23 protein-coding genes are annotated in these 23,323 nt (G+C 57.2%); 9 read left to right on the top strand and 14 right to left on the bottom strand.

The genetic code is table 11. The features are described from left to right. Positions 1 to 68 precede the first annotated feature (68 nt). The 9 genes from tssH to tssA form a co-directional block, all read right to left on the bottom strand. Positions 69 to 2,774, bottom strand: coding sequence for a type VI secretion system ATPase TssH (gene tssH, locus E2L05_RS16165; RefSeq protein ID WP_133343904.1), 2,706 nt, complete (start codon positions 2,772 to 2,774; stop codon positions 69 to 71). A 13-nt stretch (positions 2,775 to 2,787) separates the two neighbouring features. After that, on the bottom strand, positions 2,788 to 3,843 hold the full coding sequence (gene tssG / locus E2L05_RS16160; RefSeq protein ID WP_133343903.1) for a type VI secretion system baseplate subunit TssG: 1,056 nt from the start codon (positions 3,841 to 3,843) through the stop codon (positions 2,788 to 2,790). After that, the gene (tssF, locus tag E2L05_RS16155; RefSeq protein WP_133343902.1) at positions 3,807 to 5,684 is read right to left on the bottom strand and encodes a type VI secretion system baseplate subunit TssF; all 1,878 of its coding nucleotides are present in this window, start codon (positions 5,682 to 5,684) and stop codon (positions 3,807 to 3,809) included. Before tssF ends, tssG begins: the two co-directional genes overlap by 37 nt. Positions 5,685 to 5,691: 7 nt before the next feature. Then, entirely contained in the window at positions 5,692 to 6,189 is a 498-nt protein-coding gene (gene tssE / locus E2L05_RS16150) for a type VI secretion system baseplate subunit TssE (protein ID WP_133343901.1), read from the bottom strand. Continuing rightward, positions 6,182 to 7,009, bottom strand: a complete 828-nt coding sequence (locus E2L05_RS16145; RefSeq protein ID WP_133343900.1) for a type VI secretion system accessory protein TagJ — start codon at positions 7,007 to 7,009, stop codon at positions 6,182 to 6,184. The genes tssE and E2L05_RS16145 overlap by 8 nt, the downstream gene beginning before the upstream one ends. Before the next feature lie 96 nt (positions 7,010 to 7,105). Beyond that, complete coding sequence (locus tag E2L05_RS16140; RefSeq protein WP_133343899.1) at positions 7,106 to 7,591, bottom strand: Hcp family type VI secretion system effector; 486 nt, start codon at positions 7,589 to 7,591, stop codon at positions 7,106 to 7,108. A gap of 87 nt (positions 7,592 to 7,678) precedes the next feature. Further along, the gene (gene tssC / locus E2L05_RS16135; protein ID WP_133343898.1) at positions 7,679 to 9,172 is read right to left on the bottom strand and encodes a type VI secretion system contractile sheath large subunit; all 1,494 of its coding nucleotides are present in this window, start codon (positions 9,170 to 9,172) and stop codon (positions 7,679 to 7,681) included. A 2-nt stretch (positions 9,173 to 9,174) separates the two neighbouring features. Beyond that, positions 9,175 to 9,690: a type VI secretion system contractile sheath small subunit gene (tssB, locus tag E2L05_RS16130; protein ID WP_133343897.1), complete on the bottom strand. Its 516-nt coding sequence runs from the start codon at positions 9,688 to 9,690 to the stop codon at positions 9,175 to 9,177. A gap of 65 nt (positions 9,691 to 9,755) precedes the next feature. Beyond that, on the bottom strand, positions 9,756 to 10,766 hold the full coding sequence (gene tssA / locus E2L05_RS16125) for a type VI secretion system protein TssA (protein ID WP_133343896.1): 1,011 nt from the start codon (positions 10,764 to 10,766) through the stop codon (positions 9,756 to 9,758). Between the two features lie 379 nt (positions 10,767 to 11,145). On the opposite strand from tssA, the gene E2L05_RS16120 reads away from it, so the two are divergent. After that, positions 11,146 to 11,421, top strand: coding sequence for a hypothetical protein (locus tag E2L05_RS16120; protein WP_133343895.1), 276 nt, complete (start codon positions 11,146 to 11,148; stop codon positions 11,419 to 11,421). Positions 11,422 to 11,527: 106 nt separating this feature from the next. Here E2L05_RS16120 and E2L05_RS16115 read toward each other — a convergent pair whose 3' ends face one another. Both E2L05_RS16115 and E2L05_RS16110 read right to left on the bottom strand, forming a co-directional pair. Next, entirely contained in the window at positions 11,528 to 11,839 is a 312-nt protein-coding gene (locus E2L05_RS16115; RefSeq protein WP_133343894.1) for a helix-turn-helix domain-containing protein, read from the bottom strand. Next, positions 11,836 to 12,336, bottom strand: coding sequence for an Lrp/AsnC family transcriptional regulator (locus tag E2L05_RS16110; RefSeq protein WP_133343893.1), 501 nt, complete (start codon positions 12,334 to 12,336; stop codon positions 11,836 to 11,838). Before E2L05_RS16110 ends, E2L05_RS16115 begins: the two co-directional genes overlap by 4 nt. Before the next feature lie 135 nt (positions 12,337 to 12,471). Here E2L05_RS16110 and E2L05_RS16105 point away from each other — a divergent pair, with 135 nt between their 5' ends. The 3 genes from E2L05_RS16105 to E2L05_RS16095 are packed head-to-tail and all read left to right on the top strand — an operon-like array spanning position 12,472 to position 14,889. Beyond that, on the top strand, positions 12,472 to 13,227 hold the full coding sequence (locus E2L05_RS16105) for a YqcI/YcgG family protein (protein WP_133343892.1): 756 nt from the start codon (positions 12,472 to 12,474) through the stop codon (positions 13,225 to 13,227). Further along, entirely contained in the window at positions 13,224 to 13,586 is a 363-nt protein-coding gene (locus E2L05_RS16100) for a cupin domain-containing protein (RefSeq protein WP_243722020.1), read from the top strand. The genes E2L05_RS16105 and E2L05_RS16100 overlap by 4 nt, the downstream gene beginning before the upstream one ends. Then, positions 13,579 to 14,889, top strand: a complete 1,311-nt coding sequence (locus E2L05_RS16095) for an APC family permease (protein ID WP_133343891.1) — start codon at positions 13,579 to 13,581, stop codon at positions 14,887 to 14,889. Before E2L05_RS16100 ends, E2L05_RS16095 begins: the two co-directional genes overlap by 8 nt. On the opposite strand, the gene E2L05_RS16090 is transcribed toward E2L05_RS16095, so the two are convergent. Further along, positions 14,859 to 15,197, bottom strand: coding sequence for a hypothetical protein (locus E2L05_RS16090; protein ID WP_133343890.1), 339 nt, complete (start codon positions 15,195 to 15,197; stop codon positions 14,859 to 14,861). The genes E2L05_RS16095 and E2L05_RS16090 overlap by 31 nt on opposite strands. Positions 15,198 to 15,435: 238 nt before the next feature. On the opposite strand from E2L05_RS16090, the gene E2L05_RS16085 reads away from it, so the two are divergent. Genes E2L05_RS16085 through arsJ form a run of 3 tightly spaced genes read left to right on the top strand, consistent with a single transcriptional unit; the run spans position 15,436 to position 18,538 of the window. Further along, positions 15,436 to 16,281, top strand: a complete 846-nt coding sequence (locus tag E2L05_RS16085) for an arsenate reductase/protein-tyrosine-phosphatase family protein (RefSeq protein WP_133343889.1) — start codon at positions 15,436 to 15,438, stop codon at positions 16,279 to 16,281. Next, on the top strand, positions 16,278 to 17,276 hold the full coding sequence (locus tag E2L05_RS16080) for an ArsJ-associated glyceraldehyde-3-phosphate dehydrogenase (RefSeq protein ID WP_133343888.1): 999 nt from the start codon (positions 16,278 to 16,280) through the stop codon (positions 17,274 to 17,276). Before E2L05_RS16085 ends, E2L05_RS16080 begins: the two co-directional genes overlap by 4 nt. Then, the gene (gene arsJ / locus E2L05_RS16075) at positions 17,273 to 18,538 is read left to right on the top strand and encodes an organoarsenical effux MFS transporter ArsJ (protein ID WP_133343887.1); all 1,266 of its coding nucleotides are present in this window, start codon (positions 17,273 to 17,275) and stop codon (positions 18,536 to 18,538) included. The genes E2L05_RS16080 and arsJ overlap by 4 nt, the downstream gene beginning before the upstream one ends. 9 nt (positions 18,539 to 18,547) lie before the next feature. Here arsJ and E2L05_RS16070 read toward each other — a convergent pair whose 3' ends face one another. After that, on the bottom strand, positions 18,548 to 19,324 hold the full coding sequence (locus E2L05_RS16070) for a transglutaminase-like domain-containing protein (protein WP_133343910.1): 777 nt from the start codon (positions 19,322 to 19,324) through the stop codon (positions 18,548 to 18,550). A 306-nt stretch (positions 19,325 to 19,630) separates the two neighbouring features. Here E2L05_RS16070 and E2L05_RS16065 point away from each other — a divergent pair, with 306 nt between their 5' ends. Then, positions 19,631 to 20,461 (top strand): glycoside hydrolase family 25 protein, encoded by an 831-nt coding sequence (locus E2L05_RS16065; RefSeq protein WP_133343886.1) that lies wholly within the window; start codon positions 19,631 to 19,633, stop codon positions 20,459 to 20,461. Positions 20,462 to 20,495: 34 nt separating this feature from the next. Here the strand turns inward: E2L05_RS16065 and E2L05_RS16060 are convergent, their stop codons facing one another. Then, complete coding sequence (locus E2L05_RS16060; RefSeq protein ID WP_133343885.1) at positions 20,496 to 22,106, bottom strand: phospholipase D-like domain-containing protein; 1,611 nt, start codon at positions 22,104 to 22,106, stop codon at positions 20,496 to 20,498. 430 nt (positions 22,107 to 22,536) lie between these two features. Between E2L05_RS16060 and E2L05_RS16055 the strand changes: the two genes are divergently transcribed. Further along, entirely contained in the window at positions 22,537 to 23,160 is a 624-nt protein-coding gene (locus tag E2L05_RS16055; RefSeq protein ID WP_165971676.1) for an exopolysaccharide biosynthesis polyprenyl glycosylphosphotransferase, read from the top strand. Positions 23,161 to 23,323 lie beyond the last annotated feature (163 nt).

Below are 23,323 nucleotides of genomic sequence, written 5' to 3'. Positions count from 1 at the left end.
GTCGCGAGGGAACCCAAAAGGATGATCCCCCCACTTGCGGCGCCCCGGTTTGCCCGGTTTTGGCGCACTCAATTGAACTTATAGATGAATTCGCCGTCCGACACATCAATTTCCACACGCTCCACTGTCTCACCTTCCATCATGCGCTTCAGGAATTCCGCCGAGATGTCGGGCAGCATGGTATTGGTGACAATCGCGTCAATCATCCGTCCACCAGATTCCAGTTCCTGACAGCGTGATACGATGGTGTCGACAACACCCTGTGTATAGGTGAACGGCACTTTATGCGCGCCTTCGACCCGCTTCTTGATGCGGTTGAGCTGCAGCTTGGTAATTTCGCCAATCATGTCCGGCGATAGCGGATAGTAGGGGATCGTGACCAAACGCCCGAGAAGGGCCGCCGGGAAGATCTTGAGCAGCGGGTCGCGCAGTGCCTTTGCGATTCCTTCGGGTTCGGGCATCAGATCCGGATCGGCGCACATATCCATTATCATGTCAGACCCGGCATTCGACGTCAGCAAGATCAGCGTATTGCGGAAATCGATCCGGCGGCCCTCGCCATCTTCCATGACGCCCTTATCGAACACTTGAAAAAAGACCTCGTGCACATCTGGGTGCGCTTTTTCCACTTCGTCGAGCAACACGACGGAATAGGGCTTGCGGCGCACGGCTTCGGTCAGAACGCCGCCTTCGCCATAGCCGACATAGCCGGGAGGGGCGCCTTTCAAGCTAGAGACGGTGTGCGCCTCTTGATATTCGGACATGTTGATCGTGATGACGTTCTGTTCGCCGCCATACAGCACCTCTGCCAAGGCCAGCGCGGTTTCTGTCTTACCGACGCCAGACGTTCCAGCCAGCATAAACACACCCACTGGCTTGTCCGGATTATCAAGCCCCGCGCGATTGGTCTGAATCCGTTTGGCGATCATCTTCATGGCATGATCTTGGCCGATGACCCGTTTGGCCAAATGCGTTTCAAGATCGAGAACCGTCGCGATTTCGTCGCGCAACATACGCCCGACCGGAATGCCGGTCCAATCCCCGATGACGCTCGCAACCGCTTGCGCATCGACGATCGGCAGGATCAGCGGGTTCTCACCCTGCAGCTCGGTCAGCTCACCATTCTTGGCGCGCAATTCATCCAGCAGGGCCGCTGTATCAACATGTTCCGCGCCTTCGGCCGGTTCTGTTCCAGCATCGTCGTCGATGTTGTCAACGGGTGCGCCTGCTGCACGCAGTTTTGCCCGCAGGTCCAAGATGGCTTGGACAACCGCCTTTTCCGCCTCCCAACGCGCATTGAGCCCTTCCAGTCGCGCTTCTTCAGCGACCTTTAATTCGGTGATCGTCTCACGCCGCGCGTCTACGTCATATCCGGCGCTTTCATCTCGGGCGATGATGTCCAGTTCCGTGGTCAAGGCGTCAATCCGCTTACGACTGTCATCCACTTCAGCCGGGACAGCATGTTGACTGATCGAAACGCGCGCACAGGCCGTGTCCAACACACTAACCGATTTGTCAGGAAGTTGCCGGGCAGGGATGTAGCGCGCACTCAGTTGCACGGCCGCTTCGATACCTTCGTCCAGCACCTGCACTTTATGGTGGTTTTCCAACATCGACGCGATGCCGCGCATCATCATGATCGCCTTGGGGACATCGGGCTCGTCCACCTGCACAACCTGAAAACGACGGGTCAGTGCCGGGTCTTTTTCAATATGCTTTTTGAATTCCGCAAAGGTTGTCGCCCCGATGGTGCGCAACGTGCCACGCGCCAGCGCCGGCTTCAAAAGGTTCGCAGCATCGCCAGTGCCAGCCGCCCCCCCTGCCCCGACAAGCGTATGAGTTTCGTCGATGAACATGATGATCGGAACCGTGCTCGCTTGAACTTCATCGATCACGTTGCGCAGGCGGTTTTCGAATTCGCCTTTCATGGACGCACCCGCCTGAAGCAAACCTACGTCCAGCGCCAGCAAGCGCGCTTCGTGCAGTGCCGGTGGCACATCACCACGTGCAATGCGCAATGCAAACCCTTCGACAACCGCTGTTTTACCGACACCGGCCTCCCCGGTCAGGATCGGGTTGTTCTGCCTGCGCCGCATGAGGACATCGACAATCTGGCGGATTTCTTCGTCACGGCCCACGATGGGGTCGATCTTGCCGTCGCGCGCCTGCTGCGTCAGATCGGTGCAGAACTGCTCCAACGCCTCCTGCTTGCCTTGTTGACCCGGCATCGCATTCGACGCCTCGCCCGGCGACGCACCGCCACCGGTCGTCGAGCCGTCTTGCGGGCCAAGCCCATCTTCGGCCGATCCATCCGTGATAGAGTGGAAATTCTCGGCCAGATCATCGACCTTTATCTTTCCAAACTCGGGCGAAATGCCGACAAAGATGTTCTTCAGACTGGGCGTTTTGAGCATGCCCAGTACCAGATGGCCTGTGCGAACCTGGTTCGAAGAATACAGCAGCGACCCAAAGACCCAGGCCCTTTCCATTGCCGTCTCAAGGTGGCTGGACAGATCGGTGATGGTGCTTGCGCCCCGCGGCAAGGCGTCCAGCGCCTTGGTCATATCGGCCGCGATCCGACCGGGGTCGAGATCATAGTGCCGAATGATCAGCGACACGTCGTTGTCTTGCCCCTGCAGAATTTGCGCCATCCAGTGCACGATTTCGACATAAGGATTGCCGCGCATCTTGCAAAACACGGTGGCGCCTTCGACGGCCTGGTATCCTGTTCGGTTGAGTTTTCCGAACAGCGCGACGCGGCTGATTTCCGTCATTGATCCATGCTCCCTACGGCCGCCCCGCATCGGGCGCGGCCTTTTCTGCTTCGAAATGATCTTGTTGTGTCAGGTACAAGTCGGCTGCATCATCCGGTGATTGACGCGTTCCCAACCAACTTGTTTGTCCAAGGCGCGTCTGTGCGCCAAGTCGCGCAGACGGTACATCAGCGGCTTTTAGAACCAGATTTACGTCCCAATCCAATGCATCGCCCACTGCATTGCGCACCACCGCCGCGAGCCGCGCAAGCGACGACCCACCCGGCAGCAAACGTACATATTCTTCGCCAGACAAAGGCCCGATCTGGATGCGGAATTTTGCACCGCGCGTCCGAACACGGCTGCCAAGGACTGTGCCCTGCCCCAATCCGGCGCACGCACCAAGCTGCCACCGATCGCTCGGCTCAAGTTCAAGCCATGACCCTACAAATTGCTCTAGCCGGACAGGCACGGCGAAAAAAGCCGACAACATCGAAGCCAGCCCTTCGGCCGTCTTGGCCCCGTTTGACAGCCGGCCTGCGAAATGCCGCTTGGCAAGATCCGGCATTGCGTCCCGGTTTCGCATGGCACTGCCGATATGCCCGGTGAATGCGGCCACACGCCGTTCCATTCCCCCGCCAGAACCGCGATCAAAACTTGCCGACGGCTGCCCTGACGCCCACGCACGGTAAAACAGGCTCATGTGCCGATGGGTCAGCATGTTCGCAAACGCGACCAAGGTTTTGTCATGTGACGTGCGATGCCGTTCGCGCGCGTATTCCGTCAGATGCAGCGGCATGGGACCGTGGGGGCCGAACAACCCGAAGAACAGGTTTGTAAGGCGACCAGGCTCTGCCCCTTCCGGGACTTTGTATCCGCTGATCGTGGTGTGTTGAAATGCCAGCGTCGCCTCTTGCCCCAAACGCACCGCATCTTCTCGCGGTAAGCGCGATTCACCAAGACGCGGGCGATCTGCGAACTGGGCTTCCAGAACGCGCATGGCAAAAAACAGATGATAGGCTTCGGGGGTCTGACAGAACTGTTGATAGTGCGTCAGATTATCCGACCGAGCCCCGGTTCCGGACGCCATCTGGCGATTTCTCCACGTTGTTGGGTCTTTAGGACCGTTTCGGTAAAACTGTTTATCGTGACGTGAAAACGAAGATACCGTTCAAGAACCGCCACAAGACCATAGGCACTGCTGCCTTCAAAGAAGTCTTCATCACAGTTCACGGTTATTTCGAGACCGCGAACAGCGGTCGATAGCGCCTCGTCCTGCATCCAGCGAACAATGGGGCGACTGGTTACGCTGGTGATTCCCTCCAGCTGGCGTTCAATCACACGATCCCCTTCGGGGGCGTACAGCCCGATCAATTCTCGCAAGGCTTCGGCGCCGGTGCCGTTGGTGGTGTCAGCAATGGACAGGTAGTTAAGGCTGAGATGGCTGATAAGTTTCCAAGCTGTATCCCCCTGCGCCAGCGTCGGACGGGGACGTGTTGGTGCAACAGGTGTCCGCACTTCGGCGATTGGTCCGCCATCGGGTAGATAGAACTGGTTCTTGTCGCCGCTGGACAAAAGCAAAGGGAGGTCACGATTGGTCACTGTCGCGGTGACAGCGAGTTGGGTCAGCGCGCCGGAATAAGGTGCTTGTTTCGGGTCAACCAGCGACAAGTAAAGATCTGACCCGAGATAATTTGTTCGCGACGTTTTCAGTTTTTCACGCTGGGTGCGCTGGCGCATGCGCCGCCGCTGCGTGTAATAGGCTTGCGATCCGCCGCTCGCCGCTGTGAATTCATCGGCCGAATAAAAGGCGCGAAACGGCAGTTCGGGCGAGCCGTCATTACTGATGCCCGTGACCGACCCGATTGAATGGATTTCATAATCAAGCGGCGCGGTGCGGTCGACGACAACGTGATGCTCGTGATCTGCCGCGCCCAAATGGACACGGTCGCAGCGTTTCTCAAACAGGTTTACTGCCGGAACACAGTGGAGCCGAAATGCACCCGGTGAGATCCCGGAGGCAAGGTTCGGCGCCCCATCCCTGAACAGGATGTAAAGGTCCAAGTCAGACCCTTCGGCCCTGGCAAGCGCGGGCGCAAGCCCACCAATCTCTGCGAAATGGAACCGCTCCGGAAGCGCGAAATACTCCTGCAACAGGCGGTAGCCGTCAAACGACCGGCGGGGCGTTGGCAGCAGAGCCTCTTCTGGTTCGAAACCGCGCGCCCGGATGGGCACTTCAAGCGGCAAGGTCCAGTCGGCACGGCGGTCTGTCGATCTGGCCACAACGCCGGACGAGTCAGCGCACAGCAATTCGTAAAGCTGCCAGCCCTTTATGCTCTCGCCGCCAAGGAACAGGGTCAAACTCTCCAACGGCAGGTCGCCTATCGGTAACCCGCCCGCACGGCGCACCCGCAATCGCACACCCGCACGGGCATCGGTAGTTGCATCAACGACACCGGCGGCAACCAACTCTCCGCGGCCATCGATATACTCTGCCTCTGCGATTTCGATCGGCCACAGTGTCGTGTCTTGCGATGTCCGAAACACACACGCCGTCTGCGTCCCTTCCAGCAGCCGGGTCCGCAGATGGGTTCCACGCTGGATTGTATGACCCGCCGCCACAGCGGCATTGTCCACATCCGGCACCAGTTGCGCGATCATCATGGACGGAGTCGGCCCAAGAAAATGTGGATAGATAATTTCCAGCAACTGACTGGTCAGCGCCGGATACTGAAGTTCCAGTTCAAGCTGCACACGCGCGGACAAAAACGCCACGCCCTCGAGCAAACGTTCAACATAGGGGTCCAGAACCTCGACCCCATCCATACCAAGCCGCGCCGCGACTTTCGGAAAGGACTGCGCGAATTCTGATCCCATCTCGCGCATGAAGGCGAGTTCAGTTTCGTAATGTCGTAAAAGCCGGGTATCCATTGCGCCGTCAGGACCCTTCTTCTAGGCGCAATTCGCCAGTGGTCAGGTCCACTTCGGATCGCAGATATAATTCAACGGGATAAGGCTGCGCCCACATTTCAGCCGCAATGTCGAACACGATGGTCGTACGCCGCCCGTCCTCTGCCTTGCGCTCCACAACTTCGACAGTACCCGCCCGAATGCGCGGTTCAAACCGCTCAATTGCCGCTTGAATAGATTGGTGAATCCGCAATGCACGATCTTCTGTCGCGTAATCGCCGGCGACTTCGCGGACGCCGAAATTGATAACCGAAGCGGCCGCATGGGGGTAACGCTCTGGATCGATGCGCGTATCAAGATTGTTTGTGTTCAGCAGCCATGAAAGATCACGGCGGATGATTTCACGTAGACGGTTCAAATTGATCACACGCGCGTCGCGCGCTTCGGTCCCGCTGTCGGGGTTCAGATCGGTCAAACGATCCAGCAGCGCAGGCTGCAAACGTTCGGTGATCGTTCGATCAGCCATCGGCGGGACTGTCTTCCTGACCGGGCAACGCATCCATCTTGATCAGGCGCACATCCATCAGCGCAAGATCCCCTTGATCCGTGGCAAGCAGTCGCTGGCCACTTCCGACAAAGGTTTCCGCGCCCGCATCGGCCCAAAGCGTGGACCGTGACAAACGAACAGCCCCGTCAGGATCTGCCCCGCTGCCCGGATACCGTGTTGGGATCAGTCCCACACATTCACCGCCATTGCGCAATTTAACCGTTGCCGCCGTCCAGACTGAATCTCGCAGGTCTACAGGGTCGTCGATTTTCAGCATGTCAATCGCATTGAACGGCATCCAGAAATACTTGCCGTTGATGATTATCTCGAGAACCGGACCCAAACGCATGTCGGCATCTGCGATCCACTCGAAACGCGCGCCGTCAACTTCGCCAGCGGTGGCCGGAGCCATGTCGAATGCCTTGTCACGTAATGTGGCTGCCGCGTCTGGCTTCCCCGATGCAAGCGCCTTCAGCGCTTCGATCAGAACAGCCACCCATTCCTGCGGCTCGCCAAACATCAGCGGGGCTTTTTCACCGGCGAATACCCGCTCGCGGAACACTTCGCAGATGATCGCCTCTCGGTAGGTCTGTGCCATAGGCAACGCCAGTGGATCAAGCTGCGCGCAAAGTTTGAGTTGCGTAACCGCCCGCTTCCAATCGCCCTGAACGCACAGTAGCTGAAAGAGGAAGATGCGCAATTTGGCATCCGATGGGTCGGCCCGGACCAGATCCTGCAACGCGCTCAGCGCGGCGTCCGGGTCGTTGGCTTTCAGTAGCTCGCTGGGATGTGCGGTCACGCCGGGCCCTTCCTGTGGCTTCTTAGGTCTTGATATGTGCCGTCACGCCCAGCGAACCGGGCGTGACGCATGTCTGCCAGAGTTTGGCAGAAGCTCTTACTTCTCGACGTTGCCGGCGATGTCCCAGTTATAGATAATGTCGGCGTCGCCGGTACCGTCATCCATTTGTGGAACGTAGGTGACTTTAACGTCCGAGAAGTTCAGCGAGATATTCTCGGTCAGCTTGTCTTCACCACCCGAACCGCCGGTCGACACCGACGTGACCATGACTTTGGTCATTTCGATCACGATGTATTCCAGCGGCGTCTTGCCAGCCTTACGCACGATCAGCTTGGCACTGTCGAAGTGATCGCCGTTGGAACAGTACTTCATCAATACCGGGCTCGACTTGTCGACCCACTTGGTGATGCTGATATCCTGAATGTTGACCTTGCCGGCACCGCCGCCACCGCCCACATGGAATGACCCGGACTGGCTCATGCCCCAAGACCAAGCTAGCACATCGATCGTGCCCTTGTGTTCGCTATCCTGAGCTTCACCCGAAATTTCGCCTTCGATGTCGAGAAACATATCAACGGCCATTGGCTCGTCTCCTTCATGTAAGTTTTATGCGGCATGCCGCGAGCGTGTGATTGCAATGCCGCGGCGGGCGAGCCGCAGCACCTAGTGTCAGCCCTTTTCAGAGGGCAGTTTCGATACCAACCGGAGAGAAACCGACAGGCCTTCCAGCTGGTAATGCGGGCGTAGGAAGAACTTGGAGGTATAGTAGCCAGGGTTTCCTTCGACCTCGGCAACTTCAACGCTGGCAGCAGCAAGTGGTTTTTCCGCCTTTGTCCGTTCACTTGATGTGTTCGGGCTGCCATCCACATATTGCTTGATCCACTTGTTGAGCCAAGCTTCCATGTCGGACCTACTCTTGAACGACCCGATCTTGTCGCGAACCATGCATTTGAGGTAATGGGCAAAGCGACAGGTCGAAAAGAGATAGGGCAACCGCGCGGCCAGGTTGGCGTTTGCGGTGGCATCGGGGTCGTCATACTCCGCAGGTTTATGCAATGACTGCGCCCCGATAAACGCCGCCATGTCTGTGTTCTTCCGGTGTACCAGCGGCATCAGGCCTGCTTTGGCCAGTTCCGCCTCGCGCCGGTCGGAAATCCCGATTTCGGTCGGGCACTTCATGTCTACGCCGCCGTCATCGGTTGGAAAAGTATGGGTAGGCAGACCTTCAACGGTTCCACCCGACTCAACACCGCGAATCCGCGAGCACCAGCCGTATTCTTTAAACGAACGATTGATGTTGGTGGCCATGCCGTACGCGGCATTGACCCAGGCAAACTTGTCTGATTCCGCGTTACCGGTATTTTCTTCGAACGCGAATTCTTCGACTGGATCACCCTTGGCACCGTAAGGCTGACGACCAAGGAAACGCGGCATCGCGAGACCAAGATACTTGCTATCCTCACTGTCACGCAGGCTGCGCCATGCGGCGTATTCCGGCGTCTGGCTGATCTTGGTCAGATCGCGGGGGTTGGAAAGTTCCTGCCAGCTGTCAAAGTTCATCAAGGATGGGTCGGCACCGGTGATGAAAGGAGCATGCGCTGCCGCAGCGATCTTGGCCATTTCGCCCAAGAGTTCGACATCTGGAGGGCTGTGGTTGAAGTGGTAATCTCCGACAAGGCAGCCATACGGCTCACCGCCAAATTGACCAAACTCTTCTTCATATAGTTTTTTGAAGATCGGCGACTGATCCCACGCCGCGCCTTTGAACTTGCGAAGGGTCTTGTGCAGATCCTTCTTTGAAATGTTCAAGACCCGGATCTTGAGCATCTCATCAGTTTCAGTGTTGTTCACCAGATGATGCAGGCCGCGCCACGCACTTTCCATTTCCTGAAAGTCTTTGTGGTGCAAAATCTCGTTGACCTGATCGCTGAGCTTTTTGTCGATCTCGGCAATGATCGACGCGATCGAGTTTAGAACATCGTCAGAAATCAGGCCGGTGTTTTCCAAGGCCTGAGCTGCAAGCGTCTTGACGGCCCCTTCAACGGCGCTGCGCGCTTCGTCCGTCCGCGGTCGGAACTCTTGCTGAAGCAGACTGGCAAAGTCGGATTCCTGAACTTCCGTCTGGGCGGCGCCTTCGGCGGATTGTGTTGCTTCGTCAGCCATTCTCAGCCTTCCTGCTTATCGTCATCATCAGACGGCGCCGGAGCGGCCGCGAGGGATTTAAGTAGTTCCGGATTGGCCAGTGCTTCGGTCAGCAGATCTTCTGCGCCGGGCTTGCCATCCATGTATGTCATCAAGTTCGACAACTCGTTGCGGGCGTCCAGCAACTGCTTGAGCGGCTCAACTTTGCGGGCAATCGCCGCAGGCGAAAAGTCGTCCATGCTTTCGAACGAAATATCTACCGACATGTTGCCTTCGCCGGTGAGCGTGTTCGGCACCGCGAATGCCACGCGCGGCTTCATCGCTTTCATACGGCTGTCGAAATTGTCGACATCGATTTCCAGAAACTTGCGATCCGCCACACCGGGCTGCGCAACTTCAGACTTGCCCGCCAAATCGGACATGACGCCCATCACGAAGGGCAACTGAACCTTCTTCTCAGCACCGTAAAGTTCCACATCGTATTCGATCTGAACCCGCGGCGCGCGGTTCCGCGCGATGAATTTCTGTGAACTGGCCATTTCGTTCTCCCGTCGTTGTTCAAAAATTACTGATCTAAGCCGCCAAAGTGGCGTTTCGCATGTCTCTATTCGTCTGCAATACCGCTGATCATCTTGACACTATCTTGACCGCCTGGCGCCATGTCCGCGACAATTGTCATGAAATCGGCACCGACCAGACGCTTCGCGCGTGCAAGGATCATCGGCACAGGGCTCGAAGGTTCGTATTCGCGGTAATAGTTTATGATCCGGTCAATAGCCTGCTCGACATCCCGAGAAGATGTTATTGTTCCGGGCGCGGCGTGCGCAGTCTTGGCGGAAGATGGCGCGCCAGCCTCCCCTTCTTCTACGGCCTCTTCTTCGGCCTCAGGCTCACCAACGACATCGGCCAGCTTGGACACAGCCCGGCGCAGAATTTTCTGCAAAGGCGACATGTCCGGCCCTTGTCCGGGAATTTTGTCGTCAAAAACCGCATTGATCGCGTCGATATCCGCTGATGCCGCGCGGGCGGCGGCAAGAGTTGCGACAAGCATGTCATCCGGCGTGTCTTGAAACGCTGCACTTATGCGCGCCAGGTCCGGTGGGTTTTCCATGTCCTCGGGCGCAGCGATTTCACCTTCGGCGATCGCAATGTCATTCATGGACAGTCGGCCAAACGCTTGGCTGTGAGTCAACGGCGCGTGGCGGACGGCCCGCATGACTGTTGTCGCCTCCATCAACCCCAGAAGGGTGTTCACCCGCATCGTCGGGTCGTTATCGTCGTCTGCGTCAAGCTGCGGATGGCACGTATCCCAGTACTGCTCCAGACAGCCGCGGATGAAACCAGTTGCATCTGCAAAGCCAGGAAACCCCTGAACACGTGCTGCTGCATATCCATAAAGAACCGCCGCGCGCAGATCATGACTTTGTGCTAGCACCGCCTCCGCGTTCTCAATGATCCGCTTTGCATCCGGTTCTTGCGCGGGCAGAACCGAGTCGCCAACTTGGCGCTCTTCCTCAGCACGGGCGGACAGCAAGAGATCGGTAAAGACCTTCTCATACTCAAGGTCTTCCCCGCTTGGCGCATCATCACCGTGGCTTACTAGGCTCAGAGGCAAATCAAGTCTCCTCGGACAGTCGCATTATTGGTCAATTGTTTCCCCACCATGGCCGGAACACAATTCCAGTTAACCATACTTTGCTGCATACCATCGTATTTTTAGTCGTTGCGTCAACAACGTAGATGCCAGCCAGCGGCGAATCTCTTCTGTGTTCAAGCGCGCACCCAAGGCGAATATTCACCAAAGAACGAGATTTCTGCCTTGTTTGCATGGCTCAGACGGACTTTCTGCACTTGCTCGGCCTCGGGCGTATAAAATGCAATGCGAAAGCTTGTTCAAACCGGCACGTTGAGGCAAACTCGAAAGAAGGGCGGATCAGCCGACCCGCCGTTGGACCGCCCATTTTGGGCCCTCAACGTTCGCACCGGGAGCCGCCATGAAAAATCTAAGTCTTGTAGCCTTGCTCGTTGTCGTGGGCTGCACTTCACAGCAGGCAATCAATGCTCAATACGCCGGGGAATCTTTGACGACCGTCATCTCGGATCTGGGCCCGCCGGATGAAGCCAACGCCCTTTCAGACGGGAAAACCGAATATATCTGGCGCGATGCAGCAACCGAGGACGGCATTAACTCGTGCTACAAACGCATCCTGACAGATGGCGGCGGGAAGATCGAAAAGGCCAGCTACACAGACGGCCGAGGCCCCTGTTAAAGCAAACTGGTGTTTGTTTTTTCAAAAACGTCGTGAAAACCAACAGCTGACTTCTTAAAGTCTGAACTCATGGGTCTGAGCGCTCGGCTCAGACCCGTTTGCCCACTCAACGCTTTTGACTCATCACTGGAAGCTCGGCGGTGTTATTTACTGACGAAATTTGGGTCGCTTCGCTGCGGAACATCGACCGCTGAACTTCAGTCACAAGGACGGCGGGATCAATTCCAAGCGTGCTTGCCAGTTGAAACAGTCGACTGACGGAAACACGGTTCTGCCCCAGTTCGTATTTCTGAATCTGCTGGAAAGTCACGCCGGCCGCGCGCCCCAGGTCCGCTTGAGACAATCCAACTGCCTTGCGATTGCGCCGAATTGCTTCGCCGGTCAGCTTATCAATTCGTTTCGTCATCAGATCACTCATACCGGTTCCCCTTTTCTTGTAATTAAATATTCTTCCGGTGCCCGCTCTTCGATGCCAGAGATCCTCTCGCACCATGTCTTGAGCACCATCGTCGTCGTCAGGGACGCAACTTCTGGGTGTCGTGCAAGGCGGTCACGAAGATCCTCAATAATGTTCTGATCCGCTGCTTCGACCAAGATGCGCATGTCCGTCGATCCAGATGTCGACCACGCCGAGACCAGCTCGCTCCAGCTGGAGACGGACGAAAAAACCATGCCGCAGACGTTCCGCCGCAAGCGCACGTCAAACATGGCCCGCACACCCGACGGGCGAGATTCATCCGGAGTATCAATATCCACAGTAAACCTGCGGATGACCTTTTCGCGAACAAGCTTGTCCACATGATGGCGCACTGTGGGGCGCGACAATCCAATTATCGACGCGATCTCAGTGATGCTCCTGCGCCCATCTTCGCGCAGCAGTTCTAGGATCATTTTGTCAGTCGAAGTTAGCCGCATTGGTAAAAATAGCCCTCCGTTTACATCATTTAGTCTATAAATTTTCCAAAACGAAGACAATTCTTCGATTTGAAAGCAGATTTCTTTCCAAAGTTGAGCGACCCTTTACGAAATGGAAACAGCAAGGGTCGGCGCATGGCACACCACGTTTCGAGAAGCAGCGTTTCAAAGATATTTCCGGAGGCAAGCTGGCAACGTATTGTCTTTTCAGAATTCGAATCGACTCTTACAAGTTCATCGCGCCCCTTTCCCTGCGTTTTCGGGGTAACGGGATTGCGCAAGGACCAACTGCGCTTTGCTTTTCCGGATCCGCTGACCCCCGAAAGCCTTGCGCCGTTGCTGGCCGATTATGTCGCCAACGCACGCGAATTCGGGCGCATGACATCGCTCGTGGTGTTTGGGCGACCCGGCCCGGTCCAGCCGCTTGGCGATTATCAATCCCGGTTTTGGTCACTTCTCGACGGTTTGGAAAGATTGGACGCCGCGCCGCGCCCGGCTTCGATCCCGCGCGAGCTGGACACTGATCATTGGGAGTTTTGCTTCGGCGGCGAGCCCATCTTCGTTGTCTGCAACACTCCGGCCCATGTACTGCGTCAAAGTCGGCGATCCACATCATTCATGATGACTTTTCAGCCCCGCTGGGTCTTTGAAGGGATCATGGACACAGACTCGCCAGCGGCAAACCGCGCTCTGGATCAAGTGCGCCGGCGACTGCACGCATTTGACGCGGTCCCCCCGTCGCCGCAGCTTGGTCACTATGGCGCTCCAGGAAACCGAGAGTACCAACAGTATTTCCTCGACGAAGAAAATCAGGCTGCGGGCTGCCCGTTCCACCAACTTGGCCGCAGCCACGATGACAACACGACACAGAAAAAAGGAAAAGTCGCATGATCCATGCTCTTGATATGAAACGCGATGAGATGGACCGAGATTTCCGGATCTTTTCAACGCATGTGGATACGTCCGACCTGCGCCCACTCTTGATGCGCCTCCTCCCCGATCAGGGGTCGATCGAAGTTCAGCGCGATGTTGAGGGCAAAGAACATGCATGGCACCGCCACGCCACGGATGAAACGCTTGTCGTTTTGGAAGGCAGCGTGCGGTTCTACTGGGATCAGGGCGAAAAAATCTGTGGGCCCGGCACTGTTATTTCCCTGCCAGCCGGTATGTTGCACGGCTCCGTCGCCCTAGAAGGTGGCGCAGTGTACCTGATTGCCTTTCACTCCGTGAACTTGCCTCAACATGGCTGAGCTTCCCCGCACATTGTCGGTCTGGCGCGGCACAGCAATGATGCTCAACATCGTCCTGGGGGCAGGATTGCTCACTTTGCCAGGATTGGCGGCGCAATCGGCGGGGGCGTCTGCCCCTTTGATCTGGGCCTTGTGCGCCGTGGCATCCGCACCGCTGTTGATCGTCTTTGCCCTGCTCGGGCGCAGGTGGCCCGGCGCAGGTGGCCTTGCCACCATTTTGTCCAAGAGCTTTGGTCGGTTCGGCTATATCTCGGGCACCTTGCTCTTTCTGGGTGCCGTGATCTTCGGTCTACCGGCCATTGCACTGACCGGGGGGCACTACCTTGCTGCGGCCTTGGGTGGACCCGCGCCGCTATATGCTGCGGGCCTGATCATCGCTGCGGCGTTGGTGAATGTGGTCTCGGCTGAAATTGCAGGCCGCGTCAATGCGGTGTTGGCGTCGGTGCTTTTGATTGCCCTTCTAGCCGTTCTGGCGATCGGCTGGAACGTGACCTCACCGACATTGCCCAGCCTTGATACGATGCGCGCTGACCTGCCCGCACGACACATGCTTGGCGCAACGGTCATGATGGTGTTCTTTGCCTTCACAGGATGGGAAGTTGCTGCACATTTGGGGGGTGATTTCCGTAACCCGAAGCGCGACATGCCCCTTGCGATGGCCCTGTCGTTCCTCATCGTCGTGTTGCTTTATGGCGGCCTTGCGCTTGTTGTTCACGCCATGGCAACCACTGCCCGCCCTGAAGCACCCTTTGCAGACTTGTTCGGGCAGATTTTCGGACCGACCGGCGTCATCGTTGTCTCATTCCTTTCGGTTCTGCTGATCTTCGCCAATTTGGCTGCTGCCGTTTGGGCAGTGTCGCGAATGGTGTATGCTGCGGCAACCGAAGGTGTGCTGCCACAGTTTCTGACCGCACAACGGCGCGGCATGCCGCATCTGGCCGTGATCACCACCATCACGTGCCTGCTCTCTGTTATATGTACCGCATGGGTAGGGACTGTCACGTTGCAGGATCTGCTTGCGATGGCAGGGCAAAACTTCTTGTTGCTCTACATCGGTGTCGCCGCTGTTTTGGTGCGAATGCCAAAACATTCCTCAGAACGCGTTCTCGGCTGGGTTTGCATAGTCATCGGGTGTGCATTGATAGGATTACGTGGAAGCGATGGCATGATTTACCCTGCGATCCTATTGACTTGCGCGGCCGTACTTGCGACGCAAAAGGGAGTATTGGCAAAACGAATAGGTACGCCGACACGCCCCAACCCGACCGCATATCAGGCGTCAACCCATCGGAGCACACCATGAACACGCATGATAAAACGGTCTCCAGCCTTCTTGAGAAAATTCTGAACCTCGATCCAGCCCGACAGACGCTTGCTGAAGCGTTCATTGACCAGATACTTGTCTGCAACGATCCAGATGTCGTTAAGACCTTTTTGGAATGGCGCGATGATCCATGCATAGACAGCCTGATGGTCGTTTCCAGCGCTTTGGACGAAGAAGGCCGCGATCAACTTCTGTTCGTTGCTGAGGACTTGTATACGGATCAGGAACTCAGTCGCCCCGTCGCCGAGACCGGCCAGAAAGACGGCCACAGCGTACCAAATAGCCACCGACGATAGTCCCTAAAGGTGGCCACAGCAGGCAAGTTCTGTGGGTTTTGGCAGGTGTCACGCAAGCCATGCCCGCCACGTTCACTCTGACCTTCAGGGGCCGCATAGGCCCCGCGACATCCCACTGCAGGTGGGCCGTTCGTTCCTGACGTGTGCATTTCGAACCTTTTGGCAGCGGCGCACTCAAAAGGGCAAATGTGGGATTGTCGCGCCTCTCTATTTCGCATATTCATGAAATATGGAAAATCTGATTCCCAAACGCCTGACAACCCTTGGTCATCCGCAACGGCTGGCCATTTTTCGACTGCTCATGCGCAGGTACCCCGACACGGTATCAGCGGGCGATATCGCAACTGCGCTGTCCTTAAAGGCAAGCACGTTATCCGCCTATCTCAATGCCTTGATGCAGGCCGATCTTGTCACCCAAAGCCGGGTGGGAACATCGCTTCGATATTCCATCGCGATGGATAAAGTGCGGCACATGCTTGACTACCTAGTGCTGGATTGCTGTCGCGGTCGCCCTGACCTTTGCAAACCAATTTTGTTTCAAGACGTTACAGGACCCAACCCAATGACTGACCGCACTTACAATGTCCTCTTCATCTGTACCGGCAATTCGGCAAGATCAATCTTTGCGGAATCCATCTTAAACAAATTAGGCGAAGGGAGGTTCAAAGCCTATTCCGCCGGCACGCGCCCACGGTCGGAATTAAACCCATTTGCCGTGGAAGTGCTCAAGTCAAAAGGCCATGATGTTTCCATGTTGCGATCAAAGACCGTAACCGAATTTCAAGGTCCGGACAGCGTCGTGATGGATTTCGTTTTTACCGTCTGCGACAGCGCCGCCGACGAAGAATGCCCGGCATGGGATGGCCAGCCTATCAGCGGCCACTGGGGTTTGCCTGATCCGGTAAAAACCGAAGGCACCGACGCGCAAAAAAGCCTGTCGTTCCAAGAAACTTATGGCGCGCTGCATAATCGCATTTCCGCCTTCACCGCCCTTCCCATTGACGCGCTGGATCGCATTTCGCTGCAACTGGCCGTGGACGATCTTGCAAAAGAAACAACCGAGGCAACTTCATGACCGTCTACGCACTGAATGGCCTCGGCCGCATCGGGAAACTCGCCCTGCGGCCCTTGTTGGAACAAGGCGCTGAAATTGCTTGGATCAACGATAGCGTCGGGGATCCGGCCATGCATGCGCACCTGTTGGAGTTTGATACGGTGCACGGCCGCTGGGCCGCAAAATTCACGCATGACGACGACAGCGTGACCGTGGATGGAACGCGCTTGCCGTTTATCGGCACCAAGAACATTTCAGAATTGCCGCTGGAAGGCGTCGATATCGTGATCGACTGCACCGGAGTGTTCAAAACCACTGCGAAACTCGCACCCTATTTCGAAGCAGGCGTGAAAAAAGTGGTCGTCTCTGCGCCGGTCAAAGATGGGCCGACTGCGAATATCGTCTACGGGGTCAATAATGATGCCTATGACCCCGCCGCGCACCGCATCGTGACGGCGGCCAGTTGTACAACCAACTGTCTTGCGCCCGTGGTCAAGGTGATCCACGAAAATCTCGGCATTCGGCACGGGTCGATCACCACGATCCACGACGTGACCAATACCCAGACCATCGTGGACCGGCCCGCCAAAGATCTGCGTCGCGCGCGGTCTGCCCTGAACGCGCTGATCCCCACCACGACGGGCAGCGCAACTGCGATCACGCTGATCTACCCAGAACTCACAGGGCGCCTGAACGGCCACGCAGTGCGCGTACCCTTGTTGAATGCATCGCTGACCGATTGCGTATTTGAACTGGACCGCGCAACCACCGCCGACGAGGTAAACGCTTTGTTCAAGGCCGCCGCAGAAGGCCCCCTTTCTGGAATCCTCGGATATGAAGAGCGACCACTGGTTTCCACTGATTACACCAACGATACGCGGTCCTCGATCATTGACGCACCGTCAACCATGGTTATCAACGGCACCCAATTGAAAGTCTACGCTTGGTACGACAATGAAATGGGGTATGCGCATCGACTGGTCGATGTCGCGCATATGGTCGGGGCATCCCTGTGACCACGCGGCCCGAAGGTTTGCCCGCCTACATCGCCGTTACGGCGGCCTATTGGGCCTTCATGTTGACGGACGGCGCGCTGCGGATGCTGGTCCTGCTGCACTTTCACACGCTCGGCTTCAGCCCGGTTCAACTTGCCTATCTGTTCGTGCTCTATGAAATTGCAGGCATGGTCACCAACCTGTCCGCAGGTTGGATCGCGGCGCGCTTTGGGCTGGCCTTCACATTGTATGCAGGGCTGAGTCTGCAAGTGGCCGCGCTTGTCGCTTTGACGCAACTTGATCCAAGCTGGGCAATCGGCGCGTCCGTCGCCTTTGTCATGATCGTACAGGGCGCGTCAGGCGTCGCCAAAGACCTGGTCAAAATGTCGTCGAAAAGCGGGGTCAAACTTCTGGCTCCAAAAACTGGCGGCGGGCTTTTTCGCTGGGTGGCCGCGCTGACCGGCTCAAAAAATGCGGTCAAAGGCTTGGGCTTTTTGCTGGGCGCAGCGCTGTTGGCTGGGTTCGGGTTTACGGCTGCAACGTTAATGATGGCCGCCGTCCTTGGCATGATCTTTGTTGCTGTCGCCATATACATGCCGACTGGTCTGCCGCGTGGACGTAAAGACGCAAAGTTCACCGAGGTCTTTTCCAAGTCGCGCAACGTGAACTGGCTGTCCGCTGCCCGCATGTTCCTGTTCGGCGCACGCGATGTTTGGTTCGTGGTGGGTATCCCCATCTATTTCTATGCCGTGCTGTCCGATGGGACCGAAGCCGGCAACAAGGCAGCCTTTTTCACGATCGGCAGCTTTATGGCGATCTGGATCATCCTCTATGGGGCCGTGCAGGGCTTTGCCCCGAAGATCATGAACGCAGCGGCCAAAGACGAGCAAACGCTGATAGCGGCGGCGCGGTCCTGGGCATTCCGGCTTGTGCCAGTGCCTGCGCTGCTGACCCTTGCGGTTGTTGTCTCAAACGGACCGGCGCCCTGGCTGACCGCCACCTTGGTCGCGGGACTGTTGGTATTCGGCATTCTGTTCGCCATCAACTCGGCACTACATTCCTATTTGATCCTTGCCTTCACCCGCGACGACCGCGTGACCATGGATGTTGGATTTTACTACATGGCCAATGCAAGCGGCAGACTGATCGGTACAGTGCTGTCTGGATTGACCTATCAAATTGGCGGGCTTGGCCTTTGCCTTGGCACAGCGGCAGCGATGATCACGTTAAGCGCTCTTGCCGCCGGGAAGTTGGGCGCGGAGCCTGATCGCGCCCTCGCCTAGCCCCTGCACTCAGCGTCGCGTGACGCGCACCGATTGTTCGACGAATTGCGCATTGTACGCCGTTTCCATGAAAGCCACATCACAAGCGTCGCGGCCCACGGCGATGATCACAGCTGCGTCCGGGTTGGACATTCCAGTGGAATCCACAAGATGCCACGATCCATTCAGCCACACCTGTGCAACGGCGTGGAAATCCGGCGGCTCAACGTTGGGGCTATAGACCGACGCATAGCGCGCCGGGATGTTCGCCGCACGCACGAGAGCACACACCATATGGGCATAGTCGCGGCACACACCTTCGCGGGCGGCGAATGTATCAAGAACAGTGGTTGCTGCGTTCGAGCTGTCCGGCACATAACTCATTTCTTCGGCCACCCAATCGCGAATGGCCGCGACTTTTGACCCACCACTATAATCACCGAACCGGCGACTGACGAAGGATTGGAACATGTCCGACTGGCAATAGCGCGACGGGCGCAAAAACGGCAAAGCCTCGGCCGGAAGATCATAAAGCGGATGCGCTGGCATGCCTTCCAACGGCCCGCCGTCACGCGTCACCTCAACCGTTGCACCATACCCCAGTTGCATCAACGGGCTGTCCAGTGTGAGGTGAATGCGCTGACCAACACCGCTCTCGCCCAGGATATGACGGGCGCTTGCCCCCCCGCATTCCAGCCGTTCCGACAGGACAACTTGCCCCTCAGTCCGGGCCGCTTCAATGGCCAGCAGAGCAAATCGGCCTTCATCAAGGCTGTAGGACAGCGACACATCGATCTCTAAAAGCATAACGGTTCCGTTCTTTTGGGGGGCCTGCTCACTGTTGCTGTCTGTTGCCCGCTTGACCAGCCCCGCCATGAAAAAACGGACCAAGTGCGTCCCGCAGCAACTATGAATGTTAGGAAATTCCTTTGTCCGTGAAACGGTTCGGCGGAGTTTGGGCACTTCCGTGTGCGCCAATTTCCGTTGCACACCAGCCGCAACGATACGTTTTTCACAATATTTCAGTTGCTTCACAGACTTTCTTCATGTCAAATATCTTAAAAATCCAAATGTCCCCTCGGCCGCAGGCCGATCCGGCAGGAGCCGATGAACATGCGATTTGCGATAGCTCTTCCCCTTATGGCCATTCTAGCGGCCTGCGGGTCCAGCAAAGAACCAAGTGACCTTTCACGGCTTCAGGCTACGACAGACACCTCTCACGAAGCGCATTTTCTGCCACTGATCTCGGCAGGGCGGGCATTTGGCGATGTGGACCCCCATGAATGGGAAGGCATCACCCCGTCAGAGCATCTGGTTCACGGGATCGATGTATCGCGCTGGCAAGGCGAAATTGATTGGTATGCCGCCCGCAACAGTGGTGTTGCTTTTGCCTTCTTGAAAGCGACCGAAGGCGGTGACTACGTCGACCCCACGTTCCAGCAAAATTGGGTGGGCGCAAAGAACGCGAACGTGCCGCGCTCTGCCTATCACTTCTACTACTTCTGCCGGTCGGCGAAAGAACAAGCCCGCTGGTTCATAAAAAACGTCCCCCGCGATTCAGCGGCCATGCCTCATGTGTTGGACATGGAATGGAACCATCACTCAAAAACATGCAAGCTCCGGCCCGATGGAAAGACGGTCAAGAAAGAGGCAGAAACGTTCCTTGATATTCTGACCCGCCACTATGGTCAGCGCCCGATCATTTATACCACTGTGGATTTTTTCCACGAAACCGGGATAGGCGAGATCAGGAACACCGACTTCTGGCTGCGCTCTGTCGCGGGGCATCCGGGCCAAGTGTATCCCGGGGCTGACTGGACCTTTTGGCAATATACTGGCACCGGATTGGTGCCGGGCATCGAAGGCAAGGTCGATTTGAACGTCTTCCACGGCAACGGGACGCAATGGGCGCAATGGCGTGGATACAACATCGCCGCGCAATAACATCGCCCCGCTGTGCGATACGCCGCAAAGCTGACTAAACCATATCGGATGGCATGAACGGAATGGGCCGACCGAACCGCCGTGGAACCGCCTCTGGATAGGGAAGCAGAAAACCGCGACGCTCTGCGGGCGGTTTTTCTGCATTCTGCTGCGCCAAGCGGTGCCATGCTTGCGGCGCGGAATTTGGGTCGAGGAATTCCGCGCCTGCGTCCTCTGGCAGCCAATGGCGCATCAGTCTTTCCCGAAGATAAGTAACCTGCGCCGGGTCTTCGATAGCCACGCCCGCCTCGGTATCCCAACGGTGTGAGCGGCCGTTCAAATTGGCAGATGACACAATGGCAAAACGGCCATCCACAACCGACACTTTGGCGTGCACATAGATAATCGGCGCACCGCACAAGATGGCCCGCGACCCGTCAGGTGCAACACCTCGCGGCTGCGCCGGGGCAACCACTATGAGCCTGTCGCCAAACGCGCGACGAAGGATCTTGAAGCACTTTGCTTGCAGATGCTCGCCAAAACGCACCGCAAACCCCTTGTCTCTAAGGAAGGCAACTTCTTCGGGTGCTGCCGGCAGAACCACGATCATGCCAAGGTCAGGCACATCTGCCGCGCGCTGCGCCACGGCCTTGGCAAACTGTACATCGCGCAAATATTGCGTTTCCAGATAAATCAGATTTTGCGCCTTACCGACTTCTGCCACGGTGCGATCGAATATCTCGCGCACCATTGGCTCGGGCCCCAAGGTCAGCGCACCAAGCCCGCCCCGCTTGCGTGACAAGGTGCGCAGCAACCCCGGTGTCGCCGTTGGGCGCCCGCCCTGCGCCACCTGATCGCGAAACCGCAGCAGATGTGCTTCAGCGCTTGCCGCGATAGGGCCGGTCAACCCTAGTTGAACATCATGCCAAGTACGGCCAGCAGCCTTTTCATGATGCCAGTCGTCGCGACGCCGATTGTCGAGATCAAGGCCCCCGATATAAAGTTGTCGGCCGTCAGCCACCGCGATCTTCTGGTGATGGGTGCAGGGTTGAAGCGGTGGCAACCTCCCCCGGCGCGGACCAAGACGGCCATCACCCCCCCTGACAAGCAGCGGGGCGAGCGCTGGAGAATCCGCAAGCATCTGTTTGCATTTCTCCTGCCCCTGCGCTTCGAGCCGTCGTGCAATACCTCGCAACTCGCTGCGGGCAAATGGGGTGAGCATCAAGCGATACGGCAATCCTGCTTGCGCGGGATGCAAATGCGCGTCGACATCCAATAGCGAAAGGGCGCCCGCTGCCTCGGCCGCCTCTTTCAGCAGGCGCAGACTGCGATGGCTGCCCCTGTGCAACTCCGGGGCGCCAATCGGATCAAAGTCACTGATGGTTCCCGTTATCCGAACCCCGCGCCCCAAAGTATGCGCGACAAGGTCGGCCCAGCTATCGCCAACCTCGCGGGCAGCGGGCGAAAGCAGCTTGGTTTCCGGGTCAAACATTCGAAACGAGAAGATGATCCGCGACGCTGCAGTCAGGAACATCTGTTCAAGATAGGGAAACGCCTCGTGCCCGGTCAGCATGACATGCAAATCAGGCAGGACATTCGCCCCGATCCCGTGCGCGACAAGACCCAAGTCGTCAGCTTGCGACTGGCCCTTAACCGGAGCGTCCATAAATGTTTTCCTTTAACCAAATTTCTTTGCACATCTTGAATGAGCATAGCCCTTCATCAAGCGACAGGCGAATGTTGTCACGCCCCGGCTCTGCATGATGTTGCGGAAGCTCCATCAAATTTGACTTTTCCTCCGGCCTCGTACGACTCGCACACAGCGGATTTGTGTGCGAGTCGGCCCCCGGTGTCGCGCGGCCGCGAATGTTGCTCGGCGTGATGGGGCGACAGACCCCTATCCTAAAGGCGTAGTGCCGTATTCGAAACGCAATTTCGGCCTCCCTTTCGAGCTTCGTTCGGCGCAATAGAAGATCGTTAATGGCGCGTCCTAACCTTTATCTCGCTTTCCCTAACCCTACGCTCAGATGCGTTCCAGACCCGCTTCAGGCAATTTGGTGGCAGATAAATTGACACGCCGATCTGGAGATGCCGACATGACAAACACAGCTCAAACATTCGCCGCCGCGTCGACCAACCTTCAGGTCATTGCAAAAGACGCAATGGACCGCACCATCGCTCTGGTCGCCATTTTGCTGCTGCTGCCAGTGCTCGTCATCGTCGCCATCGCGATCCGCCTTGAAAGCCGCGGCCCGGTTCTGTTCCTGCAAGACCGCACCGGCCTGAACGGCAAAGTCTTCCGCATCTTCAAGTTCCGCTCGATGACAGTGGGTGCAGGCCTGGCCCAGGCCCGCCGCGGCGACGCACGCATCACACGGGTTGGCGCCTTCCTGCGCAAAACATCCATCGACGAGCTGCCGCAGCTGCTGAACGTTCTGCTTGGCCACATGTCCCTGGTTGGCCCGCGCCCCCACGCTGTTGCACATGACGAATTCTATGCGCCGCAGATCACCAACTACATGGCCCGCTACGCCGTGAAGCCCGGCATGACCGGTTGGGCCCAGGTGAACAACGCCCGCGGCGAAACCGAAACCCTGAACAAAATGGCCCGCCGCGCTTCGCTCGACCTGGATTACATCCGTGATTGGTCGCTGGCGCTGGACCTGAAGATCCTGATCGTGACGCCGCTCGCGCTGCTGACCGACAAGGCTGCGTACTGAGTTACCCGAGTGTGTGCGTTGTTTCCGAGTGACCAAAAGCCAAGTTGACGAGTTCCCCAGATTACCGAGTCCCCATACCCCAAGTGTGGTTTCCCAGTCTTTAACGAGTGACACTTTTTACCTAGTTCCAAACGCAAGTTCTTACCAAGTGGCGTGTTAAGCC

The organism is Meridianimarinicoccus aquatilis (assembly GCF_004358675.1).
Classification (GTDB): Bacteria; Pseudomonadota; Alphaproteobacteria; order Rhodobacterales; family Rhodobacteraceae; genus Meridianimarinicoccus; species Meridianimarinicoccus aquatilis.
This window is presented reverse-complemented; position numbering and strand designations above follow the sequence as displayed.